The 23,485-nt window shown below is 38.2% G+C and carries 32 protein-coding genes and 1 pseudogene; 4 read left to right on the top strand and 29 right to left on the bottom strand.

Going from position 1 to position 23,485, the window contains the following annotated elements:
* Nucleotides 1-26 precede the first annotated feature (26 nt).
* The 28 genes and pseudogenes from ArsFIN_RS05180 to ArsFIN_RS05045 all read right to left on the bottom strand — a co-directional run bounded on the left by ArsFIN_RS05180 (nt 27) and on the right by ArsFIN_RS05045 (nt 20,329).
* On the bottom strand, nt 27-635 hold the full coding sequence (locus ArsFIN_RS05180) for a DNA transfer protein (protein WP_135677521.1): 609 nt from the start codon (nt 633-635) through the stop codon (nt 27-29).
* Nucleotides 613-1,080: a DUF2824 family protein gene (locus ArsFIN_RS05175; protein WP_135677520.1), complete on the bottom strand. Its 468-nt coding sequence runs from the start codon at nt 1,078-1,080 to the stop codon at nt 613-615. The genes ArsFIN_RS05180 and ArsFIN_RS05175 overlap by 23 nt, the downstream gene beginning before the upstream one ends.
* Nucleotides 1,080-1,730 (bottom strand): phage tail protein, encoded by a 651-nt coding sequence (locus tag ArsFIN_RS05170; protein ID WP_135677519.1) that lies wholly within the window; start codon nt 1,728-1,730, stop codon nt 1,080-1,082. Before ArsFIN_RS05170 ends, ArsFIN_RS05175 begins: the two co-directional genes overlap by 1 nt.
* Nucleotides 1,730-3,136, bottom strand: a complete 1,407-nt coding sequence (locus ArsFIN_RS05165) for a packaged DNA stabilization protein (RefSeq protein ID WP_135677518.1) — start codon at nt 3,134-3,136, stop codon at nt 1,730-1,732. The genes ArsFIN_RS05170 and ArsFIN_RS05165 overlap by 1 nt, the downstream gene beginning before the upstream one ends.
* Nucleotides 3,108-3,605, bottom strand: a complete 498-nt coding sequence (locus ArsFIN_RS05160; RefSeq protein ID WP_135677517.1) for a packaged DNA stabilization gp4 family protein — start codon at nt 3,603-3,605, stop codon at nt 3,108-3,110. The genes ArsFIN_RS05165 and ArsFIN_RS05160 overlap by 29 nt, the downstream gene beginning before the upstream one ends.
* Nucleotides 3,583-3,792: a hypothetical protein gene (locus ArsFIN_RS05155; protein WP_135677516.1), complete on the bottom strand. Its 210-nt coding sequence runs from the start codon at nt 3,790-3,792 to the stop codon at nt 3,583-3,585. The genes ArsFIN_RS05160 and ArsFIN_RS05155 overlap by 23 nt, the downstream gene beginning before the upstream one ends.
* A gap of 54 nt (nt 3,793-3,846) precedes the next feature.
* Complete coding sequence (locus ArsFIN_RS05150) at nt 3,847-5,136, bottom strand: P22 phage major capsid protein family protein (protein ID WP_135677515.1); 1,290 nt, start codon at nt 5,134-5,136, stop codon at nt 3,847-3,849.
* Nucleotides 5,136-6,053, bottom strand: a pseudogene (locus ArsFIN_RS05145) (scaffolding protein). Before ArsFIN_RS05145 ends, ArsFIN_RS05150 begins: the two are co-directional and overlap by 1 nt.
* A gap of 12 nt (nt 6,054-6,065) precedes the next feature.
* Complete coding sequence (locus tag ArsFIN_RS05140) at nt 6,066-8,153, bottom strand: portal protein (protein ID WP_135677514.1); 2,088 nt, start codon at nt 8,151-8,153, stop codon at nt 6,066-6,068.
* Entirely contained in the window at nt 8,143-9,651 is a 1,509-nt protein-coding gene (locus tag ArsFIN_RS05135; protein WP_135677513.1) for a terminase large subunit, read from the bottom strand. The genes ArsFIN_RS05140 and ArsFIN_RS05135 overlap by 11 nt, the downstream gene beginning before the upstream one ends.
* Entirely contained in the window at nt 9,638-10,117 is a 480-nt protein-coding gene (locus ArsFIN_RS05130) for a DNA-packaging protein (RefSeq protein ID WP_026823816.1), read from the bottom strand. Before ArsFIN_RS05130 ends, ArsFIN_RS05135 begins: the two co-directional genes overlap by 14 nt.
* A 92-nt stretch (nt 10,118-10,209) precedes the next feature.
* A complete protein-coding gene (locus ArsFIN_RS05125; protein ID WP_026823815.1) occupies nt 10,210-10,434 on the bottom strand; it encodes a DUF2560 family protein in 225 nt (74 codons plus the stop codon).
* 18 nt (nt 10,435-10,452) lie between these two features.
* Complete coding sequence (locus ArsFIN_RS05120; protein WP_026823814.1) at nt 10,453-10,656, bottom strand: hypothetical protein; 204 nt, start codon at nt 10,654-10,656, stop codon at nt 10,453-10,455.
* On the bottom strand, nt 10,653-11,234 hold the full coding sequence (locus ArsFIN_RS05115) for a BRO family protein (protein ID WP_034250153.1): 582 nt from the start codon (nt 11,232-11,234) through the stop codon (nt 10,653-10,655). Before ArsFIN_RS05115 ends, ArsFIN_RS05120 begins: the two co-directional genes overlap by 4 nt.
* Before the next feature lie 352 nt (nt 11,235-11,586).
* Nucleotides 11,587-12,414, bottom strand: coding sequence for a hypothetical protein (locus tag ArsFIN_RS05110; protein ID WP_135677512.1), 828 nt, complete (start codon nt 12,412-12,414; stop codon nt 11,587-11,589).
* A gap of 54 nt (nt 12,415-12,468) precedes the next feature.
* Nucleotides 12,469-12,918, bottom strand: a complete 450-nt coding sequence (locus tag ArsFIN_RS05105; protein WP_167876660.1) for a lysis protein — start codon at nt 12,916-12,918, stop codon at nt 12,469-12,471.
* Entirely contained in the window at nt 12,888-13,370 is a 483-nt protein-coding gene (locus ArsFIN_RS05100; protein WP_135677510.1) for a lysozyme, read from the bottom strand. Before ArsFIN_RS05100 ends, ArsFIN_RS05105 begins: the two co-directional genes overlap by 31 nt.
* A complete protein-coding gene (locus ArsFIN_RS05095) occupies nt 13,330-13,584 on the bottom strand; it encodes a phage holin family protein (protein WP_338023326.1) in 255 nt (84 codons plus the stop codon). The genes ArsFIN_RS05100 and ArsFIN_RS05095 overlap by 41 nt, the downstream gene beginning before the upstream one ends.
* Before the next feature lie 253 nt (nt 13,585-13,837).
* Nucleotides 13,838-14,104: a hypothetical protein gene (locus tag ArsFIN_RS05090; protein WP_135677509.1), complete on the bottom strand. Its 267-nt coding sequence runs from the start codon at nt 14,102-14,104 to the stop codon at nt 13,838-13,840.
* A 173-nt stretch (nt 14,105-14,277) separates the two neighbouring features.
* Nucleotides 14,278-15,075 (bottom strand): ORF6N domain-containing protein, encoded by a 798-nt coding sequence (locus ArsFIN_RS27200; protein WP_081700706.1) that lies wholly within the window; start codon nt 15,073-15,075, stop codon nt 14,278-14,280.
* 245 nt (nt 15,076-15,320) lie between these two features.
* Complete coding sequence (locus tag ArsFIN_RS05080; protein WP_246067342.1) at nt 15,321-15,620, bottom strand: antiterminator Q family protein; 300 nt, start codon at nt 15,618-15,620, stop codon at nt 15,321-15,323.
* A 115-nt stretch (nt 15,621-15,735) separates the two neighbouring features.
* Nucleotides 15,736-16,209: a hypothetical protein gene (locus ArsFIN_RS05075; protein ID WP_135677507.1), complete on the bottom strand. Its 474-nt coding sequence runs from the start codon at nt 16,207-16,209 to the stop codon at nt 15,736-15,738.
* Nucleotides 16,210-16,653 (bottom strand): recombination protein NinB, encoded by a 444-nt coding sequence (locus ArsFIN_RS05070; protein ID WP_135677506.1) that lies wholly within the window; start codon nt 16,651-16,653, stop codon nt 16,210-16,212. It abuts the gene before it with no gap.
* A 16-nt stretch (nt 16,654-16,669) separates the two neighbouring features.
* On the bottom strand, nt 16,670-16,912 hold the full coding sequence (locus tag ArsFIN_RS05065) for a DUF1187 family protein (RefSeq protein ID WP_135677505.1): 243 nt from the start codon (nt 16,910-16,912) through the stop codon (nt 16,670-16,672).
* Nucleotides 16,913-16,927: 15 nt separating this feature from the next.
* Nucleotides 16,928-18,325, bottom strand: a complete 1,398-nt coding sequence (locus ArsFIN_RS05060) for a replicative DNA helicase (protein WP_246067341.1) — start codon at nt 18,323-18,325, stop codon at nt 16,928-16,930.
* 234 nt (nt 18,326-18,559) lie between these two features.
* The gene (locus ArsFIN_RS05055; protein ID WP_246067340.1) at nt 18,560-19,513 is read right to left on the bottom strand and encodes a replication protein; all 954 of its coding nucleotides are present in this window, start codon (nt 19,511-19,513) and stop codon (nt 18,560-18,562) included.
* A gap of 100 nt (nt 19,514-19,613) precedes the next feature.
* Nucleotides 19,614-19,985 (bottom strand): hypothetical protein, encoded by a 372-nt coding sequence (locus ArsFIN_RS05050; RefSeq protein WP_135677503.1) that lies wholly within the window; start codon nt 19,983-19,985, stop codon nt 19,614-19,616.
* Between the two features lie 107 nt (nt 19,986-20,092).
* The gene (locus ArsFIN_RS05045) at nt 20,093-20,329 is read right to left on the bottom strand and encodes a transcriptional regulator (RefSeq protein ID WP_026824010.1); all 237 of its coding nucleotides are present in this window, start codon (nt 20,327-20,329) and stop codon (nt 20,093-20,095) included.
* 127 nt (nt 20,330-20,456) lie between these two features.
* Here ArsFIN_RS05045 and ArsFIN_RS05040 point away from each other — a divergent pair, with 127 nt between their 5' ends.
* Together ArsFIN_RS05040 and ArsFIN_RS05035 are read left to right on the top strand one after the other, a co-directional pair.
* Complete coding sequence (locus ArsFIN_RS05040; protein ID WP_026824009.1) at nt 20,457-20,846, top strand: helix-turn-helix domain-containing protein; 390 nt, start codon at nt 20,457-20,459, stop codon at nt 20,844-20,846.
* A 443-nt stretch (nt 20,847-21,289) separates the two neighbouring features.
* Nucleotides 21,290-21,601 (top strand): hypothetical protein, encoded by a 312-nt coding sequence (locus ArsFIN_RS05035; RefSeq protein ID WP_051297179.1) that lies wholly within the window; start codon nt 21,290-21,292, stop codon nt 21,599-21,601.
* Between the two features lie 142 nt (nt 21,602-21,743).
* Here the strand turns inward: ArsFIN_RS05035 and ArsFIN_RS05030 are convergent, their stop codons facing one another.
* Nucleotides 21,744-21,959: a Cro/CI family transcriptional regulator gene (locus tag ArsFIN_RS05030; RefSeq protein ID WP_026824008.1), complete on the bottom strand. Its 216-nt coding sequence runs from the start codon at nt 21,957-21,959 to the stop codon at nt 21,744-21,746.
* A 101-nt stretch (nt 21,960-22,060) separates the two neighbouring features.
* On the opposite strand from ArsFIN_RS05030, the gene ArsFIN_RS05025 reads away from it, so the two are divergent.
* Together ArsFIN_RS05025 and ArsFIN_RS05020 are read left to right on the top strand one after the other, a co-directional pair.
* The gene (locus tag ArsFIN_RS05025) at nt 22,061-22,711 is read left to right on the top strand and encodes a LexA family protein (RefSeq protein WP_026824007.1); all 651 of its coding nucleotides are present in this window, start codon (nt 22,061-22,063) and stop codon (nt 22,709-22,711) included.
* A gap of 415 nt (nt 22,712-23,126) precedes the next feature.
* Complete coding sequence (locus ArsFIN_RS05020) at nt 23,127-23,471, top strand: transcriptional antitermination N peptide (RefSeq protein WP_135677502.1); 345 nt, start codon at nt 23,127-23,129, stop codon at nt 23,469-23,471.
* The last annotated feature ends 14 nt before the right edge of the window (nt 23,472-23,485 follow it).

The following is a 23,485-nucleotide window of genomic DNA, read 5'->3' as shown; positions in this document are numbered from 1 at the left end:
TTGAAACGTTGCCATAGAAACTCCAATTAAAATAAACTACCCAATGCACCTAAACCACCCCCAATTACGGCGCCCCATGGGCCACCAATACTTGCCCCTGTTGCAGCTCCTGCCATGCCACCTCCTAATGCTTTCTGCCATCCAGAAGGACTGCTTGCCGAAGCTGCATTTGCTGCACCGATATTCTGTAATAATTGACCCACATTGTTCGCATAATTTTGACCAGCAGAAGTCTGGCCTGTTGCTGCATTCATCCCAATGCCAACCAGATTACCGTAATTTTGTAATTGATTAGATAAAAAATTCTGACCTAATGCTGGAGCAATTGTTGCTAATTGATTTCCTACTGCTGTTGAACCTAAACCACCGGTTGCCTCTGCGGCATTCAAACTCTGATATCTTGCTTGACTGGCTAAATCATTAAATTGTTGAGAGTTGTAAAAATTATTTAATGCTTGTGTTTGACCTTCTGGTGAGATTAAATTTTGCAATTGACTTAAAGCTGGTGCTCCAACCCCCATATACGGTGCCAAATTTTGCATTACACGATTCCATTGCTCTCTTTGAAGGTCAATTGCTTCACGTGATGCTCTGGCCTGTTCTTTAGCGCCATTATCTCCACCGCCTCCACCCATTTTCTAATTCCTCTTTTGTTACCTGATACATTGTCATATCTATTTGTTGATTACCTGCGGTTAATGCATTGTCAATCACACCCACTCTTCGCATGTTCATTAACTTGCAAATTACTTTTCCCCAAGGCGTTTTTTCAGGAACATAAGTAATAACGGTTGAAAAATTGAGATTATCCATCAACCATTTTGAAAAAAATCGGGTTGCTTTCAAAGCATATTTGCCACGGAAACCCGGATCAAACACAGGATGAATTTCAATTAACTTGTTGCGAATAAATTCAATTGAAAAAAAACCAACAAGTAGCAAACCTTCATAAACACCGACATAAAGTTGATTATTTTTTAACTGATAATCACCGTTATTTTCCATGGCATAACCGATCTTAGATTTATCAGAAAAAAATCGATAAAACTGGTCAATATTTTCGATAATTTTTATTTCCATTAGTCAATTAATCCATGTGAACGTAAAGCATCTTCTAATGCTTTAATTCGTTGACGTGATGCTATTAATGCATTAGCTAAAGTTTGAATTTCAGATTGATTATATGTAGCACCGATGGAAAATGATTGATCAGCATTGAAATCGGCTTTTAATGCTGTACCCGTAGCTGAAGTAAATCCTATAACACGTTGTCCAATAACTTTCGTACCGTTAATAGAATAAGAGTTTTTGACGTTAATGGGTGATGATAAGTTTTGTTGACTGACTCGACTCAACGAGACGTAATCAACGATAATTTCAGATACTTTGCCATCCAAGTCTTGTATCTTTATTTTAAGTCCGTTAACGTCGTTCTCAATATTAAGCACCCGAACCTCAAGACTTGCCAAACCCTCCTCAGTTTTTGTTATTCTTTCCTCGTGATTCCCAAGGATAATATCTTGCTCTTCATTTTTAAGTTGCGCAGCATAAGCCTCATATCCTGAGTCGTTGGCTCTGTTAACGACTTTGCCTATATCCTCAGCACCACTTAACACTATCCTGCGGTAAGTCTCACTGAAATTTTTAGGTAAGATATCTGGAGTGACAGATGAAATTTGAACACTAATGGGATTTTCTAAACCAGAGTTAGCATAAGATTTATTAGCCATTATTCAATCCTTAGCGATAGATCGGATAAGGTCACCGGTGATTTGGTAATAATGCGGATTTTAAAGCCAATATTTTTTCTCACTCGCCCAATACGTCGCCAGATAATTCTTTTGTCATACTGAAAAGGGGAGTCTTGCTCTATTAGTTGTTCTCTACCGTAATTAATCCCATCTGTTGTTGCAGAGAGAAATAACTTGTCAGCAATCTGAGCAACACCCGTTAAGGCTTCCAATTCAAAATCAAATAATCTTGCATTATCAGCTTTTATCATTGGTGTATAAAGAATATGTTCAGCGTGTTGTTCATATTGATTTGATGCATTGAAAACTAAATGACCAATAACGCCTTCTTTCTTATCACCCACTGTGATTTGATTCCCATAGAACATAAAATCAATAGCACGATAGGGGTCATCATAAAATCCTGATTTAAGTATTGACCATTGATTATTTGCAGCAACATCAAAGCAAAGCGTATGTTTTGGAAGGTGAATAATTAATAACTCATGGTTATCAAATTTAATGGACTCCATGACTGATGTAGATAATTCATCAGCAGAATAATGGCTCATTATTTTATCAATGGTGGCGGTGGATATTTTGTTTTTCTCACCTGACCCTATGATATAAACTGATGGCTGACCAATAGAATGATGACTGATAATGGCATAATTATCCTGATATCGGCATTGGCAATCACGACCCGCAATACCTATCTGGATCATATAAGCTGGTTGAGCAATATAAATAGGCTGTGAAGTATCAGAAGAACCGGTTAATGAAAAGTATTCTATCGTAGAAGAACCAAAACAAATAAGCATATCTCGCCATGATGCCACTGAAACTATCCCATCTGGCTGAGATTCGGCACGATAGAAGGGGCGATATCTATCCGGTTTAGATTCATCTTCCAGATCAGTCACCCCAAATCGTTCACCGCCTTTTTGTAGCCAGATGTAACGCCCCCGATTTCGACAAACATCAATCACTTCGCCTAAATCATATTGCGGGTATTTATCCTTTGGCCAGTTTGATAATGCTTTCTCTGTACCGTCATATCGATAGAACTTTAGTTTACCGTCAAAACAAACCGCCTGACTATTACTAGAATGTGACATGGAAACTCTGTCATTACCTAAAATGTCAGCAATTTCTTTCCCATTAAGATAAAGCTTATTACCACAGACTCGATAGACAGTGTTATTTTTTGTATTGAATTGAACGCCACGTGATATACCATTAACTCCCTGTTTTTTTTCAATGCCAGGGAATGATCTTAAGTAACCAGCAGCATTTAGAATCTCTTTAGGTGTAGCCAGTATATTTACAGGCAACGCATCAATATAATCTGCTGTCTTAAAATCTTTACCGAGACCTTTAGCAATTGGGATCTGTATCTTTGGCATTTTTATTTATCCGATGAAAATATCGATATCCGTTAGCGGTAGCAAACCTATTCCCTGATCCGACAGGGAAACCATTTGGATAATGTGATCTTGCTTTTCTAGCGCGTTTAATTGAGCAATGACGCATTAATAATTCTTTACCATATCTGGCAGTATTAATTATCTTTTCCAAAGGCTGTATTTGATAATCGGGCGCAATACGAGTAGCCAAGTTATAAATTACCGCATTGATGGCATTTTTATTAATGCCGTGCTCTTCGCCTTGATCTATAGGTATATCATCTGGTGAAAATTTATATCCTATGTGAATTCCCTGTCCATCTTCATACCACTCAACTATCATTGTTTCTAAATCAACAACGCCATCTTCAAGTGATTGTGGCTCGATGTCTGTTAAAGTTGCATCTGAAACAACCCCAATTTTTCTTAATGCAGCAATGACAAGATCACCCTTCGTTGTTGTCTGCATTTTTTACCCTTCTATTATATTTTTTTTGTTTCTTTTCTGGATCTGGCAATATTTTTGTATCATTAGGATTTAAATGCCATCCATCAAAGAGATATTTTTCAACTTCATCAGCATTGACAATTATTGTTTGCAACATCATCCCCCAAACATTAACCTCACCATTTGACTTATAAAGCATTTTTTTCATTATTTAACTCCAAAAGAAAAGAGAGCCTAAGCTCCCTATTTCCTTATCAATCATTTATGCTTTTTGACCTGCTAAACCAATACCAATGGCTTCAGGACGTATAGCACAAGGTTCATACCATAAAGCAATACGGCATTTACCCGCCAAGTTATTAATGTTTCCACTAAAAGCAATGACCCCATTAATACCCACATTATCAATACTAAACGATCTCGCTTTTAATCCTGCAAATATTTCGTGATTTAACGGAATGGGTTGTGATACAAGACGAATAGAATCATCAGCCCAAAATACATTTGCGGTTGCATCTTTAATATTTAAAATATTAATTGCGGTGCCATCTGCTAATGAAATATTGACATTAGCATAGGCTTTTTCTTCGGGTTTTAAACTATCATCATCTAAAGCGATAGGCTTAGGAGCAATCGCAATTTTATTTTTATCCGTAGAAACAACTGTGAAAGTGGCCTCTTTTGTTAAAATATTTTTTGCCATTTGTGCCAAAAACTTAACATCAGCAAAAGAAATCTTATCGCCACGTTTAAATTTAGTCGCATCACTGACGGTTACCCAGGCAATGCGATTATCTACATTCTCTTTACCGCCATCAATCGATCGTTTCCAGGCTTCAGGTTTAAATTTTTGAGCACCAGAAACGGTAACGCCTGTAGCCGTTGAAGCTTTGACTGTTGGAAGTTTAGGCGAGCGCAAAACATCATTAAAACCCGCAACTTGACGCTGAATGGATCCTGATTTATAGGCATCTTCGGGTATTCTTCCGTAAAAGTCCTTACTCGTTAAATCATGCCCTGCCCGTTTATAATCCAATGGATTAAAGAAATAGGATAAACCTGCATTTCTATTTAACTCACGAGAAAAAATAGTTTCTTCCGCATCGGCTATCATATCCCAACCAGTGAAGTCTTTACTACCAATCTGCTCTTTACTTGTTATTACAAGTGAAGCCATATCTGTAGCGACTCGAGCAATACTGACTTCAACATTATTTGCTAATTTTTTTGCGGATGCATTTATTCTGCGGCGATAGGAACGCTCATCACGTAAATCGTCTGCCCGTAATTCAAAGAAATCATTGTCAGGTTCACTTAACGAACACTTAACAGATAGCTCTAAAATTCCTGTTTGCTTGTCTGTTAAGTCCCAACCTTTTTGTGTCGGTGCTTCTTGTTCTAATGGTAACCAGACTTCATTACTTGAACGCTGCAATGAGGCTGCATCGGGCTGCCATTTTGTTACCTTCTGAGCCATTGGTGTCATGTTTTCAATTGTTTGAATGACTTCATCAATAGCATAAGTTATTAGTTGACCTTCATTTAAAGCCATTATCTTATTCCTTGCAATTTAGCCTTAATTTTTCGATAAGTATCCACATCACCTTGACTTGATGCTTCATCCATCTGTTTTTGCAGACTAGATATATTAGCTGCCGTGACATCACCACTTAGGGGTTCGTCCGTCATAGGTGCATTTGATATTTGCTTACCGCGTGGCTTGAGAGTTAAACGATCAGCTAGTCGAGTTAATTCGATAGTGACCTGTACTGGATTTTTGCTAAATATTTCACGGGCTTTATCTGGATTAGATCCGAGGTAATAAATGATGGCAGCTGATTTTTCAGGAAAGTTTTGTGCAATAGCAGCATCAACACCTTGTGGTAATATCTGCAATGCTGCATCTTCTTTTTCCTGAAAATCGGCTAAATTAAGCTTATCAGCCGCATCATAGTGAGCACGCATAGCTTTAGCAATTTCTTGACTTTGCTGGGTGTATTCCTGTGTTCTTCTTCCTTGATCTGCTACTGCCTTACTTCTGGCATCTAATGATTTCATTTGCCAATCTTGCAGTGCCGCTTGATACGCAGCCTGTGCTTTATAAGTATCATAATCATACTTTTCTAAAGCATTATCAGATAAATAATCATCAATTTTAGGCTGATCGGGGAAGTTCAGGATTAACACGTAATTGCTCAGGAAGTTCACCGTTTTCTATTGCTTTCATTTGTTGTTCTATTTCGTATTGCCTTTTTCTTGCAACACGACGAGCAGCATACTTTGCATTTTCATTTGGCTTACTTTCCGGTTTTTTTTCTCATCGTTATTCAGTACAATATCGAAACCATCATGTTGTTCATGATTGTCACTTGTTTTATCAATGACTGTCTCGTCTGTTAATGATGTTGTCTGATTATCAGACAGGGAAGTATCTTCAACTTGTTGCTGAATTTCGGTGGTATCACTCATGGTTTAACTCTCTTACATGGTTTGAGGAAGCTCGGCTGATTTGCCGGTAGGAATATTACTTTGTTGCTGTTGCGCAACCTTACTCAACAGCTCTATTGCTTCCATCACTGCTTTTTCATCGATATTTTTTGCTTGTGCAAGTTTATAAACGACATTAGCTTGTGATTCAGCTGCTTGCTGTTCAGCAGTAAATGCTTTTATTTGTGTTTCAGCCATTCTATTTTGAGCATTAGCTATCTCTGCTTGAGCTTTCATTTGTTCAGCAATGGCTGCTTCCATTAACGGATCTTGCTGATTTTGTGATGCTTGTTGTGCTTCTGCTAACCATTGCATTTCTTCATCAGTTTCAGGCTTCTTCAATCCACTAGTGATCAGTTCTTTGTTAGCATAATCACGAATATATTCAACACCCTTACCCTCCATCATATTTGCGTAAGTAAGCATCATGACGTTCCAGATTGGATGCTCAGGAGGAACTTTAGTTATTAGCTCACCAATTTCTGCTCTTGCAGCATCTTTTTGCGATTGGAATGATGGGCCAACATCAGTGTAAGTTTCGTATCTTCCACGGATATCGTTTAAAGTAACCACTTTACCTTGATTAAAATCAACAGATTGTGTCATTAAATCAATGCTATTTTCATTTCCGTCTTCGGATGTTGTGATCACTTTTCGTTGTGTATCATAAATTTCATTAGCTATTGACGCATATATTTCACCATCTCTACGCATCGCGATAGCCAAATTATCTTGAAATACATAGGTCTCTAAATCAATTCTGCTGTTGAGTTGATTAACAGTGTCAAATGCCACTTGACCATTGGCTGCTTCAACATCAACACCTACTCTTGCAGTTTCTTTTGCTGCTGTTGTTGCTGCTTCTAACATTCCAGCATCAGCTTGTGATATCTCGGCATTTTCCATATATGAAACAGGGCCAGGAGGAAGATCTCCCTTGTTTTCATCAGTTCTATTAAGTAAGTAATACGGATAATCATCATCTCCGCTATACATTCTTTCATAACCTGCAATTTGCTCAGCATAAAAGAAGGGCTTTTTCTTCGGTGATTTGGCAACCGTATCGGCACCTTTGGATAGTATAAAGTTACGTAAACGTTGAGCGTCTTTTGATAAACGCACAACACCTTCATATAACTCAGTGTCATCAAAAAATGACCATTCACCGAAAACAGGCACAATCGGAATATGTTCACCCGCAATTTTAATTCTATCTTTCAATATTGCTGTATTTGTTATAATTGACTTGTATACTCTACAACGTTTTACTGTTCGCTCACCTACTTTGTTAGCGCCTTCTTGCGCTAAGCGATCCATGTTTTCTTTTACTTCACTTGCATAGTAACTTTGTAAATCACCGGCCATCGGATTGTAATAAACAAAAACCTTCTCTTTTTTTTCTTCTACTTCATAGTACTCTGCAACGTAAACTGTTTTTCCGTTTGACCAGCTAAATAAAAAATCATTGTTTGGTGATTGAAAGGAAGGAGTAATATCTTTATCAATACCATATTTTTCAGCGAAATCTTCCCATCCATCCGTGTTTAAAGCATGGATAATCGTGCAGTTTTTGGCATCAGACTTATCTATTTCTTTTGAATTACAATCCCATATAACATGCGTGCATGATTCGTGAAGTGGAACTCTGCGAATAACCTGATTATTGCTTGTTGGATTTTCGTCTTCATAGTCAGTAACAATACGCCAAGCTCCATAACCGCACTCTATTTGTTCTCTCACTGCTACGTTAACAGCTATTTTTGAGCAGTTATTTCGCATATCTGTACGATACATACCCATTAAAATATCTGCTGCATCTGCTGGAGCAGTATCTTTTGGCCGATATTTTACTTCGATTGGATTCTTTCGCATCTCAGCAACAAGTTTTCGCACCATGGGGCGTACAACATCGAATTGACCTCGATATTCTAAAGTGACATAGCTTTCTAACCAGTCATCCCATTGACTAACACGACTAAAAAACAGATCGTTTCTTGCCTCTCTTCTTGCTTTTTCAGATGCACTATAATCAAGGTCGAATTTTCGCAGTATTTTTTCTAGCCGCTCATTTTTATCGACCATTATTTCTCCTTACCGGCCGGATAGGCGCAGGTATTTTTATCTGTTTTGGTTTTTTTATTTCACGTAACATCTTCGCAAAACGTCGCATCATGTATGCATAGCGGACTGCATCTAGAATATCGTCATTTGTTTTAACTATTTTCCCGTTTTCATCTCGATGATAAAGACGAAACTCTTCAAAAAATGGTTCACATGTATTGAATACCTTAAATCGTCCCTCAAGCATTAAGTCACGAAGTTCACTGATTCCTGACTCGACAGAATTTCCACCTTCAGCGAATGTCGCATGATCTTTTAGCATCAAAAAACCAGCATCAACATACTGCAATTTTAATTGCTCACCGCCGCCTTTCTCATGCTGATGACCATCATGTGGCCAAGCTACTGGAATTTTATTAGCCCAAGATTTGACAGCTCCCCAAGCTTGAACAGCTGTGTTTTCTGATTTTTTCCACACTCTTGCCAGATAAAAAACGTCTTCGTCTTTATCCCACCACAATTGAATATGAGCTTGAGGGTGATTCCAACCAAAATCTTGACCATCGATAATGTAGAAGTGCTCTGGACACTCAAATGGCTGACATTTAATTAATTCTTCTGGTATTTGAAATATTCTGCCACTTCCCATCGTTGGGATGCCTTTTGCACGAGCATCACGCTCATGCTCAGGATAAGAAGCGATAATCTTTTCTTTTTCTTCTTCGGTGTAGTGATCAGCATCGTGAATAGTCATGTTGACTACTTTTTGATGTTTTGATGGGTTCTTGAGAAACTTAGTGACCACATCAGACATCCCCATCAATGGAGTAAAGGTAAGAATAGAAAATTGTCCATACTTATTGGTACGAGTAAGACCTTCAGAATAAATTGCATAAGGTGGTTCTTCATCAAACCAAACGCCATGTACCGTATCCCCTTGCCATCTTGCGCGTCCCTGTGAGTATGGCTTGAAATAGCAAATTGACATGCCATCCTCAACACCCTCTTTATTTCTATGTCTAATTAGTAGATGATCTACCAGATTTGGATAAAAAGGTGATTTTTTCCAGCTAATGATATCTTCTTTGGGGATGAGACCATAACCAGGCTCGTTATTTTCTTCTATACGACCGCACAGGATACGCTGAGTTGTTTTTGTAACCGTTTCGTTTGTTTCTCCGCCAATCCAAAAAACAACCGGTTCACTGAATATTTTACCTTTCCACTTACCTTTCCACGCCCCGTCTTCAGGATAGCTTTTTGTACCAGGGTAACGACCAGTGAAATGAAATGACACCTCAGCGCCACCGGTTAATGACTTACCTAACTGATTTCCAGCAATAAAGCATCTTTCGGTGAATTTATCACCTGCTTCGATGAATTCTCGTTGCTTATCATATGGATTGTATTCAAATAATCGATGTGTTTTTTTGTATTCTTCTTCTTCTTCAAGTAAATCAAGTAATTCTATTTGTTCTTCATCACTTAATTTATCAAGTATCAGATCAAGATTTTCCACGATTAAATAGCTCTTTTATTCTAGAACGACGTTTATCTCTATCACCTTTATATTTAGTGACATCTTCTACTTGCGATTGTTCTTTCAAGCCAAGGTCACGGGCGATGATATTTGCATTCAGTAGGTCAGCTGCTGCGCCAGAAAACTTTTGGTCGTAAATGATTTTTTCTGCTTGTGTCGTGATTGCCGAAAAACCATCTTTAACTCTATAAGCTTGCCAAGTGCTATCAGCTACATCTAAAAACAAACAAAGTCCTGAAATTGTCATTGCTCGCATTTTTGATATGTTTGTGTGTGTTATCTCTCCCTGATAAGAAAATACTTTTTCTTCTTTTAGCGGGTTATTTTCTATCCATTCGAAATATTCACAACAGGCTTGCCATAGCTGCTCTGGATTTTCAAAAACGGGTTTTCTTCCGTGGCTACTTCTTGCTTCCCAAAAGCGATTTCCCTTTGGCGCTGCCATATTTACTCCTTAAATTACTTCGCAGTTCAAATAATGACATTTGAGTTGACCTACCTTCATTGTGATAATTACCAATCATCTACTCGCTAGATTTACGGGAAAAGAAGTAAAGCCTCTTTCCCTTTTTGAATTGACTTTTGCGCACGGGCAACAGGCGTACTTTCTGCGCCGGACTCGTGCCATAAATCCTTAAATATCTCAAATTTCAGCTTCTCGTCTTTCACAAAATCGATGGTGATTTGTGCTGCTGCCGTATCGAGTAATACCAACCTTAAAATATCAAGGCGCATTTGTTGTTCTTCGGTTATTTCTTTCATCATTTCACCTGTTTCAAATTAATGTTTAATTTTAGCCGCACTCTTCGCCCATCGTTTAGCCTGATTGAGACAATCTTCTAGCATCTTGCCTCGTTTACTCGCTGGCTGTTTGCGGTAATAGCGGATAGCTTCACTTGTGGCTAAGCTGGCGACAGAGTTAGAAAAACCGAGCTTCATTAACTCGGCCTTGACATTGGTTTCGATAAATTGTTCAGGGGTCATGCTTGACTTTCTCCATTTGGAGTATCATCAAATCCTGGTAGTCTTAATTGAGAAAGTGCCATAATTGTTTTTTCTGCTTTACGTATCTTATTTAGATGACGCTTACGTAAGTTCATTAAGTCGCTTCCTTTTCTACCAAAATTGTCAAACGACCATTTATTCGCCGCAACCAATCTATTTTGCATTTCGCCAATCGTTAATGATTTCAATCCTTCCATATCTAACAGAGCAAGATTGGCTGGTTGGCTTTCTTTTTCCGCTAAATCCAGTAACCACTTACGGAGTGCTTTAGCGATTTTTGTATCTGCCAACATCCCAAGTAGATGAGCGCCTCTAAGTGAAAAAAGTCTTACTCTATTGTACTGTATGTCATTGTTTTTATTACAAGAGGTCAAATTGACCACCTGGGTCATTTCAGGACTAAACTCATTTTTATTTCTGTTGTATAGCCTATTGACTGACTTAACATCTGCATATTCAAGTAGCTCTGCCATATGATGACCGGTGAACCATATTTTTCCGTCTCCATTATTAAAGGGAACGATATTGTGGGTCTTAAATGTTAATACATGATTCATGATGTCTTCCTTACTTAGGTAATGAACCTTTGCCACATAGGAAATCAGCCCATCGAAGTGACATCAGCAAAACTGATTACCTCAAAAGCTCATTCCTAAATAACGGGTTCGATGTTTGGATTAGTTGCGCATGTGGTACGCTGGAGTTGTAAGTTTTGAAAAATGTTAATTAATAGAAGTTAACATTGCTCATAGTTGTTACTGCTTTCATCGTACTTTTCCTTATAGAAAATCGAACCTGCTCACACAGAAAAGCCGCCCACAGAAAAAGTACCATTTTAAACGGCGATTCTCAGGCTCGATTTTCTGTAAGGTTCTGTGATTAAAAATATTTGATAAGTACGAAGGATGTTTATTTAAATATTACATTTGAACGTAGGTAACCACTAATATTTAACTCTTGTTCGATTTTTTGTTGGTTAGAAATATTTGCTTCTTTCATAACCTCTTCTATATCATAACCAGAATAAAAATTTTGGCCATCTTTATAGGAAATGGCATATATTAGACCAGACAAACGAATAGAATAAACAATTCTAGCATTTACTTCATATTCATCATTTTTCAATGCAACAATAGCTTTTTCATTTGGTTTAAGGGTAAAAACTGCAGCAGAATTATGAACTGTCGAGTCAGCGGTTATGTTATCTTCCATCTTTGATTCGGATTTAGCTAAACCTGTGTTAAAACTTGGACTAAACTTAAACCCAGATATTTCTAGACCTAATCCAATCTCAAAACCCGAATTATTTGTATCAGTAGTAGTCAATGATGTTCTAATTGAAACAGTATTATTTCCACTTACAGAGGCTGTAAATTTAACATCCTTATTCCCATTTTCATTAAGAAACTCTTGTATATTTACTAAATTCGTTATCGGTTTACTAAATATTTCCTGTACCACTTTATCTATTGATATTCTTCTTACTACAGGTTTAGTATGATTTTTGATAAATAAATTATTTTTATCATCTTTTAGACTAGAGAAAATTAAACCCTTAAGAGTTCCATAATTTCTAATATCTAAGTTTTTTTGAATAACTGCTCGAATATTTTGTTTTTGTGACTCTGATATCCAATCTTTAAATATTTCACTCTCTGTTATTTTAGAGTCATATTCTCCTCCTTTAGAAAGAATTACTACATTTCCTGACTGATTTTCCATAATTGAACATTTCATTTTATTCACCTCTTGCACTATGATTATTAAAATTCGTAAGTATCAATTCCCGATTCATTTACACTGTGTTTTGATATAACTCTGTAAGTATTCCGTCTGCTTTTCGTTCTCAGCTATCATCTCTCTGAGATGGAAATAATCCTGTCTAGCTGCCTCACCAAGTTGTGGGCTGGCTTCATCATATCGGCTCTTGGCGGTAGCGGTTTTGGATGCACGACACACGGCGTTGACACGCAACCGCTTAGTGCCAGCGCGCACAGCATCATGCAGCTTAGCAATTTCCTTTTTGGCATTATTTAATTTCTCAGTCTGTTGAATATCGAGCTGCTGTAAAGCATCAATTTTTTGCTGTTGAAATTTTACCGTTTCAATTTGCGCTTGATATTGCTGTTTTAGCGTCTGATAGTTTTGCTTGACGTTTTGATAACGGGCGTTGATGAAAACGAGTGACAAAACCAATGCAGCAATAATCGCTACGACAAATGCGTAAGGTCGCCATAACATATTACACTCTCTATTTCTCGACGGGTCATTAGTCCTTTCCAGACTTCGCCTTTCACATAAACCCATCGCTTCATCTCATCACAAGCGCCCTTTCGGTCATCGGCGTTGAGCTTTTTGAGTAGTGTGGATTTCCCAAAATTCCCCCCACCCACGTTGTAGGCAAATGAGTAAAGAGCTGCCTGTGTTAGTGTATTGATATTGACCTTGACCAGCGGGTCAACGTAACGTTTTACCGCTTTTAAATCGTCATCAAGCCATTTATCGCAGTCTTTTTGCGTGTACGTCCGGTTACGCTCAATATCATTGCCTGTGTGACCGTAGCAAACCGAAAGAATACCGCCACCGTCAAAATAGGGATTAAGTCTTAATCCTTCGAAATGGGTTATCATACTTGAGGCTAAAAACACCGCACTACCACCGGTCGCCATCACTATTTTTTTCGGTATCTTCATACTGACGCTCTTTGAGTTTGTACTCCCTTCGGCGGTAGTACACGTTGATAAAAAATGTCCCTATCGTGCAGCCAATACCCATCACCGCTACCCACTGGTCAAGGGTTAAAAAATCAAAAATCGTTGTTGTAACACCACCGATGGTCGTCATGATGCCCCACAGATAGGCAGCCGGTGTTGAGTATTTTTCAGACATACGCATATACCCTCCCACTGAGGGTTCCATTGCTTTAAATTAAAAAAGGGAGACAGCTGCTTTACTTGTTTATGTTGCTGCCTTTTTGAGTATTGCAGTAGCTTATTTTTAACGTTTATTCAAGCTTTTTGGACGGGTAACATAGCCCAAATAGCGTAATGCCCCTCACCGTGCAGCCTGATATGATTAATGGGATAAATTCAGGTTAATTACTTATTTTTTGACACAAATAGATTCAGCACCGTAACGATAGTATCGCCTGTAATATTTTTTAATCAATTAAATAGTTCTGGATCTCATTTTCATCGAAAATCGTTCGGCGACTAAGAGGATTCAATTCCGCCCAAGCTTTGTATTTATTTCGAGAAATTATCCCTCTTGAACTCTCAAACCAAAGAAATCTATCATTCTGATCAAAAATAGCTCTAGCCAACTCATAATATCCGGATGTCAATATTAATATATATTGTTGCTCAATGTTTTTCTTTTTTGGAGGAATCTCCGGTGAATTAAAAGAATTATGTATACTAAATGACATAGTAATTACCTCATTTTACAGTTTGAGTCAGAACCAAAACGAAAAAACCCCGCAAAAAGCGAGGTTCTGATAATATGTTTAAGCGCTAACTCAATAGCTTTGCGCTACTATAGCATATAATACTGTACGGATGTACGGACAGTCAAGTATTTTACTGATGATTTGATCAGTATTTAACGACGCTGTAAAAATTGCTGTATCTCTGCTTGTTGCCAGCGTGCTAATGTATCGGTCAAAACAAAGGTATGCTCCTGATTACTCTCTTCAAGTAGTTGTGTCATCTCAGCTAACACCTTGTCTGCGTCCTCACGTTTGCGGAGTACTCGCCTTACGGCCTGTTTCTCCGCTTCATAGATCGCTTCTTTAACGCCATTGGTGAAGTTATAAATCTTTTCGCATTCTTTTGCGATTATCGGTATCTGATTAACTTCAAAATTTTGAGGTGACTCTACCCCTGTTGCATGACGTAAAGCATACCAGATGCCTTGTGTCCATGAACGCTCAAATCGGAAGCCGTTAGCCATCGTCCAAATTAAACGAGAAAGATGTGAGGTATCATCAGCAGTTAATAGTTCTCTCGCTTCTGGATGGTGTTTAGGTGTATTAAATGTTCTTTCTGCATGAAAATAGTAATCTTCTAATTGCTCGAAGACTTCCCATGCTTGATCGGTTTCAAGCATTTTAGCGTGTCTTGCTGCGCCGCGTTCTGTCCAGAGCATGAGGCTACGAACATTAGGTGCAATTTTCACAGAGTTACTTTGAGTAACCTTGTGCTTAAATTCTCGTAATTCTGAGCCTTCCAATTTGAAATAATGTTTTCCTTCAACAAATCTATCTGAATTACGCGAATGATTAACTTTGATATTGTTTGTTTCTGTACCATAGAGCCAAGCCAAAAGTTCAGTTGTCATAACTGGAATCTCATTATGAGTCATGGCGGGGATAGTTTCTACGGTGATTTGAGTAGCCATATTCGGCCTCCACATTAGTTTAGTCAAAATACGCCAGTTAGTAGTGGCGATCGGGTGTTAACTGAGCCTAATGTGAAGCTCTGGGCATATTCCCCTTTTGGGTTTTGTATTACGCCTCTCCACCCGATCATTATCTGAATGCAATTACGCCGTATAACAGGCATAAAAAAGCCGCATGGCTATCGGGTGCGGTTTGCCGCACATTAGTTCAGTACGGTCAGCATACGATAGTCTATACGGTGTTGTCAATTTGTTGCTTTAAGGAGTGTGTGAACAGTGCCAGCGATGTAGGATTCAGCCCTACCCATGTAAGCCGTGATATAATCGGGTCTTTTCTTCCAGTTTTTAGCTATCATTCGGCATGAAATATGATGCTGATAATGTAAGCAAATAATGTTATATCCATCGATGTCGTATTTTTTTAATCCTGCTACGGCCTTATCAACTATTTCGCCTTCCTCATCGCTTAACCAAGGTCTATCATCATCGAATTTAACAGGAGCAATGGAAGACATACCTTTGTACTCGGTTCCAATCCGGCTCATGCTCCAGTTTCCCCATGCTTCTAACAAATCTTTTACGTGCCTGCTCATCTCCCCTCCGGCAAAAATAGGAATAGGGGCATGCTTTCAATGCCCTGCGTTGAATAGTTATGGTGGTTTAAAATGTGTGGGCTTTTTCTTCGCCCATTCGAAAGGTGATACCTGCCTGATACCAATCCGGTAAGAAAAACTCAATTCGCCCTAAAAAACCTTGAAGTCGCATCATTTTCATTCTTTTTAGCTCACTTTTCATTTGACGGTAGATTTCATCCATTTCACCCACCTTGAGCCTTACAGGGGTATTTGCTAGCATCGCTATTTTGGCAATGGTCATCTCACCGTAGGTAATTTCTGCATGCGCGGTAAACTCGTAAGGGTCTTCGCCTAACTTACGATGACAGCCTTGACAGTGCGAAAAACTATTTAAGGGGTGATAACGGGTGGCTTTGTGTCGCCTTGATTTGAAGTGTGAGCAGTGCAGCTTAGCGCGTTCATGCTGAAAATGTCGTCCGCAATAATCACATATCCAGTTTGTTCTTTCGCGAACTAATTCAGAGAACACAGCATCGTATTTATCCCTTTTCAGTGCCATTTAATTTTCTTGTTCCTGTTTTAATTTCATATACTCCGAACTCTCCGGTATCGTCACGAAACAACATATGCCAATCGCCCAGCATTCCACTTTTTGCATAAAAACATGCATCTCACCCGTATCAAGTTTTGATGTCCTCCTGAGCGTTCTGACGCGCTCTGGCTGCTGTGTGGTCACATCGATACGCTCTACAACTTCATAACCTAAGAATGTATGTTTCAACATTTCCTTCACCTGCTCAGCGGTATAATTAGCGTTGTTAGCACACAGATATTTGCTTATCTCAGATGTCCACAAATGAAAAAGTGAATTTTGCGATAGGCTTCGAGTCTGCTTGAAGGGCTTGATGATGAGGTGATGCGGTTGGTTTGTTGCGAGAACAGCTTTTAAGGTTTGCCAGACGGATTGTTTCGTTGATTCGTGGAAGAGTAATTTGTCTTCCAAATGCGCCTCCTGCCTATTATTTTATTTTTATACAACTGAAATTCTTTATTAACACTTTTGGCAATTTGTCACATTTTCCAGCCTTGCCACTGCCAACAGTCCAGTAGTAATCCAGCTCTCTAAATTGCATTTTGAACATGGACGGCTGGGATAACATTTTCAGGCAATCTTTTTCTGATAGTGCTTTGTCGCTAAAGCGCTGCCAATGCACAGGTTCGCCGCCATCCTTAACAAGGGTTGCTTCAATTTGGTATTTCATTGGAGGGTGTCCTGATTAGAATTTCTTATCTGAATAACGCTTAGGTTCTTTTTGTGGTTGGCTTTTTGCTGCGGCTACATGCTGGTCAATAGGGAAAATACTTAGTCCTTTCTGGTCAACGTAAACCGTGCCTGTTTTACCATGTCGATTTAACCGTAGTATGAGTTCTGTTAGCGTTTTATCTGCTTCCGTGTCATAAACCGATTCTCGATGAATCCCTAACCAATAATCGCAATCCTGCTCAATTTGCCCCGTATCGCGGCTGTCACTGGGCATGGGTCTTTTGTTGGTGCGCTGTTCTAAACTTCGGTTTAATTGTGTTAATAACACGACAACAGTATTAAGTTCTTTTGCTAAAACTTTTAACCCTTTAGTGATATTTCCGTAGGCTAAATCGTTTCTGTCAGCTTTTTCAGTCTGCATCAGTGTTAAATAATCAACGCCAATAAACCCAATATCGCCTATTTTACGTTTTATTTTACGACATTCTGATTGTATGTGATGCAAAGTCATAGCTGGCGTATCATCAATCCAGATATTTGGGCACTGTTTGAGTCTACCCATTGCATTACTCAGCTCATCCCATTCGTGCTCTGCCAGTTTCTCATAAAACCGATTTGAATTAAGATTGGATTGTTGACTTAACATGCGCTCGGCTAATTGGCTATCCGTCATTTCCATGCTAAACAACAGCACCACTTTCCCTTGATTTGACACATTTCTCGCCATTTCAGTAAGTACAGTCGTTTTACCCACCTTGGGGCGTGCCCCAATAACAAACAGCGAACCATTAACGATTTGTTTGGGTTTAAGCAAGTCGTCAAAGTCCCTAAATCCTGTTTTGAGTCCACAATGCTTTTCAGGATTATCCTGACGGTTACAAATCTCTGTAAACGTATTGTCCAATACATCATCAATCCGGCTAAGCCCTGTTTTGTAACCCACTTTGCCAAACTTTGCTGCTTCATCAATCAGACGTTGCGCCATATCAATTTTATCACTAAATTCTAGCGTATTAGGCTGAATAAACAGTTGTTGAATCTCAATGGTTTTTTCAACCGTATAGCGTTCTACTGCACACTCTTTGATACTTTTTGCGTAACTGACGATATTTGCGGCACTCGGGATATTTTTGGCTATCTCAGCAAGATAGGCAAATCCACCGGCCTTTTTAGCCATCCCTGATTTAGACAACGCTTCATCCACCGTGATGATATCGATTGCCTGACGTCTCCGGCTCATCGCGCGCATTTCTGCATAAATCAATCGGTGGTGCGTGGCATAAAAATCATCAGGGCTTAGCAGTGAAAACACCTTTGAAGCATTATCGCTCATTGGGTCTATCAACAAACCACCAATAACACTTTGCTCAGCAGCGATGTTATTAGGTACTTGATTAATACTATATCTCATCGGGTCATTCCTTAAATCTAAAACGCGCTGTATCGCATTCTGAGCAGCGATAAAATTTTAGTGGTGAGAATAATACGTTTTTATCGAGAAAACGGTTTAGAATGAAAAGGGGTGTATTTTAAACGGGTATCTGAATAGCAAATTGAGATTGAATTTTAAACCTGAGGTAAAAATGCTAACTTTTAACTTCGGTCATTCGCTCTGTCCTCCTTGACTGAATGACCACTTGATAACTCATAACGCCCCTTCCCTAGTTTTTGTTACCGTGTCAGGCCTTAGCAGATAATCAAAACTTGCTCGCCAGCCTCGGTCATTTTCTCCGAAATACCACGGGTTTGCTGTTTCAACAAATACTTCAAAATAGTTTCTGGCAGCATCAACCGAAGGGTTTTTGAGTTCTTTCCAGAATTTACCAATAGCCCGTTTTCGTTTGTCGTTCAGTGATTCAGCATTGGGTAATCTGTCACCTACCGTCTCGTTGTAAACTTGTAGGATTTCCTGATAGGGGATTTTGGTTTTTCGATTGTTAGAAATTAATTTCTCATCATTCCCCTCGTGAGGGGTTAGGGGAGTATTTTCTTTTTTCTTTAAAATATTTCTTTTGTGTTTAGCTGGCGCAGCTAACCTAAGATTAGCTAACTTGGCTAAACTTTTATTAGCTGACTTAGCTAATTTATTATCATTAGCTGAATTGGCTAATGTTTTGCTATTTTGGCTAATATTAAAATTCCACTCAAATATTTTTTTGTTAATTCCTATTCTTCCCTTTTCCAAGATTAAGATATTCATTGAAATCATTTCATTCTTTGCTTTACAAACATGGGTATGATGTATACCTGTTATTTCTGCAATTTGTGTATTCGTAATTCGATCAAGCTTTTTGCCGAAGCCATAAGTTTTTCTGACTATAGTGAGTAAGATTTTTATCTGTCTGACAGTTAAATCAGCACCGGCTATCGCTTCAAGTAGCTCATTCGCTACTCTGGTATACCCATTTTCAATCTCAGCCACGGTATTCTCCCTGACTTCGTTTTTAACTCTGTAATCATCAAGACTGGTGACTGTTGCAGCCATTTTTAACTCCTTGTAACTTTCTGAATTCTGATACAAATCGATGTGCGAAACGCTTATTTTTTGATGCAGCAACCAATAGCCCATCAGGACTATCTGGATGAGCTTTTTCTTCATGGTTTTTATTGATAAATCGGCGATTTTTTGGCATAATGACCTCGCTGAAATTGAAAGAAAAAAGGGAAATTCGGCGTTTCCCTTCTCCTTGAAATCGTAGTTAAATACATATTTCCATCTGACATTTAGAGGCTTCATCGTTTTTTAACTTTGAAGCTTCTTTTTTTGGCAGTCTTAAATGCTCCAGCATATCAATCAGCTTTCGTATTTCCTCACCTGAAATATTTGTAATGACAACCTCCTGTGTCGATGAATCAGGTATACTCACCACATGCCTCGGCAAGCCGTATTCTGAGACGACCTGACAGGCTAATTTAAATATTCTGGTTTTATCCCGACTCGCTGTTGATGGGTGGATCCCTAGTGATTTAGCAAACCCGTTATTACCGCCTTCGGATGCCATCTTCTGGTAGAAGTAAGATTCTAAATGCTCAGGTTTGCAGGTGATTTTGATAGTATTTGAATATTCCATGGTTATAATCCTTAAGTAATAAAATTCCCTACCTCGATATTCCTATGAGGTTGTGGTGGCTCTAACGCTTATTCAGAGCGAGTCAAAATGTTAAAGAACGGTGTTACTCAGAGAGTATTTTGCTTATTAGCAGGGATACCATCTGTTGGGTTTGGGTAAATATCAGGGCGTAGCTCGTGGGGAGTGATCTGCCACTCTAAAACTTTAGCCATTGAAAAAACGCATTCAGCAGGAACACGATTTCTAAACCAAACACTAATTGTCTGAGGACGTTTACCCAATTTACGACCTAACTCAGACTGAGTCGTGATAGCAAATATTTTATTTTTTAGATCTATATCCATACGAACTCCTCCAATTAGGTTTAATGATATTACAGATTTAATTTTAAATTTCAAATTATATTTGCAATGTTAATAACAAAAAAATTTTGTATGCTTTAATAGTGATAATTATTCAATGGGTAAAAGTATGAGTTTTCCTAAAAGACTTCAGCAGGTGTTAGATGAGCTAGGCTGGAATCAATCAGAACTGGCTCGCAGAATGGGAGTTAAGCCCCAGTCTGTTCAAGGCTGGTTGAAAAATGTAATACCTAGAATGGATAAGCTTAAGAAATTATCTGAAGTAACAGGAAAAACTGTAGATTGGTTCTTCTCCGATAAGTTAACAAATCAAGAAAATAAAAGTCATGAAATTTTTTCTATGAAAAAAAACACGCTTACGGAAAAACAAAAGTTGATATTACAATTATTTGAATCCCTTCCTGAAAGTGATGTTGATTTGATTCTAAAAGAACTAGAAATCAAAAAAAATTTTTATGAGAAGAAAATAGCAGAACTTTTAAAACAAAAAAGAATATAGTCTAAACTCTTTAAAACCCTCTTTTTTAAATTTTATTTATAAACAATTCAAATTTACACGCCTATAATTACAAATTAAATTATAAAATACATTGACAATTTAAATTTTAATTTGTAGATTATATTCCATCAACTCACTGCAACAGGCAAACGCCAAGACAAGACTCCGAGTTATCTGAAACCTTGCCAGACGTTGCTAAGTAGCCAGCCTGAGGCATATGAACATGAAGGCAAGTGTAGTCATCAGTACCTAAGTCATCTCGCTCTTTAACATATTGGGATCACCGCTCTGAATAAGCTTTAGAGCACCACCAAGTGAGTTTTGGGGTGTGTGAATATAACAAAACAGTTGAACTTCATTTTTACACCAGGGAATAAACAGACTGTGAGTACAAACCGGAAGTATCCGGCACACACCACTAAAACTTATTTAGGAGGAACAAAATGGCAACCATTATCTTTAAACCTAAAAAAGACAATGCTAAATCTCGTCGCCTGGCAAAGCAAATGGCATTCTGGGATAGGAAACGCGCTGAATACGAAGCGAAACCTAAGCCACGTTCTACAGAGCAAATCCTTGATTCCATATTCAACAAGCAAGATGATACCGTTAATACCCTTGCATCACTCACTCTCAATCTAAAAGACAAAAAGCCTCAGCCTTCATTTGATAACTGTTGCTTACCGAATACTTATCTCTATTCTGCAAGAAAATACTCAAAAACCCGCAAATCAAATAGCATACAGACAAAATGATTTGATAGTCTTTGCAGCAATCTTATCCTACACTTAATCCATAAGTTTCAGATAATAGTTATCCCTCCCGATGGGTTGGGAATTTAAAATCTCCCAATTTCAGGGAGGCCAGGTTGTTAAAGAGCGGTTTTTAAACTAAAAATTATATTTTGGTAAGATCATTATTTTTCTTTGCATAAAATGATGGATCAAACTTTAGTGCACCATTAGTTCTATATTCGGCTTCCAAAGCTCTAGATTTGGGTATTATTTGACCACTTCGCTTACGCCACATATATATAGCCTCTAAAGTGATGCCATAAAAATCGGCTATCTGTCTATTTTTACCAAAATATGACTTCAACTGATTAACTGTCATGTCCCCTCCATTTATATAATTTTATTTAGATTCTATAAAATAACTTTTATTAGGTCAATAAAAACTAAAATAAATTAGATTACAAATTTATGGAGTCTATTGTGAAAACATTAGGTCAACGCCTCAAATATTTAAGAAAACTAAAAAAATACACCCAAGTTACACTTGGAAAAGCTATAGGCGTTACAGGAGTTACAGTAGGATATTGGGAAAAAGACCTAAATGAACCTGGAGGTAAAGCTCTTAGCAAACTAGCAAGAGCACTTAATACAACAGAAAATTACTTATTATACGGAAAAAATCCAGGATCAGTGATTCCTATAAATAATAGTAATATTAGATTTATCCCTCTATTGACTTGGGAAGAAGCAATTTCTTTCACCAAAAATGGAGGGTATGAAATGCCTAACCAAGAAAAAGTAATCCCTGATTTTGTTAGTGCCTCACCAAAGGCTTTTTGTGTAAGAATAGATGACGATACAATGGTTAACCCTTATGGAGAGCCAAGCATTCCTAAAGGGGCAATAATCACTATAGATCCTTTAGATGAACCAACGAATGGAAAAATAGTTGCTGCTATCATATCTGATAATTTAAGTAATCCCCCACGAAGTATAATGATGGTAAAAAAATTAGTTATCGATGGACTTAATAGTTATTTAATGCCATTAAATCCCCGATACGACAAAATACTCATAACCGATTCTTGCGAAATTATTGGCACCGTTCGTGGGGTCCACTTCGAATTATAACCCTCTTGCTTTCATTCTGGCGGTCTCAGATCGCCATAAAACAAAATATATTTAGTTTTTAGTTGCAATATAAACTAAGTTATTTTATATTGATATCCATCAACTCACTGCAACAGGCAAACGCCAAGACAAGACTCCGAGTTATCTGAAACCTTGCCAGACGTTGCTAAGTAGCCAGCCTGAGGCGTATGAACATGAAGGCAAGTGACGACAGTTAAGCAGTACCGCTCTTTAACACTCTTTCGCTGAAAAAGCGTAACCACAAAACACCCAAACAGTCGGTTTTGGGGTGTGTGAAATAACAAAAATACAGTCATTAAGTCAAAAACCAACACCAGGGTACTACCAATATGACTGTAAATATAATCCGGATACCTCCGGCACACACCACCAAAACCCATTGTCAGGAGGTAATATGTGTAACTTTCATGGTTATGATAATGCTCGTAGTCGTAGACATGAGCGTAGAAGAGCCAAGCAAGCAGCTTATGAATATAACAAAGCACTTAATATGGCACTGAAAGCAGCCTTAAATCGAAGCAAACCCTCTCAGCAACAAACACCAACAAACACTAAACGCCCTATCCTTTCACTAAAAAGAAAAGTGATTAATCGTGTAGAAAAGGCAATTTCAATTCGTCCTACTAAAGTTTATGATTCTTTTGATAATTGTTGTCTGCCAAAAGTAGCTTTGTATTCAGTCAAACCAAAACTACGCCGCCCTTTTCTGATGTCTAGGGAAGCTACAGCAAAATTTTGAAGCAATTAATTAAT

The sequence above is a fragment of the Arsenophonus nasoniae genome (assembly GCF_004768525.1).
GTDB classification, from domain to species: Bacteria; Pseudomonadota; Gammaproteobacteria; order Enterobacterales; family Enterobacteriaceae; genus Arsenophonus; species Arsenophonus nasoniae.
Note: the sequence above shows the minus strand (reverse complement) of the source record. Positions and strands in the feature narration are given on the sequence as shown.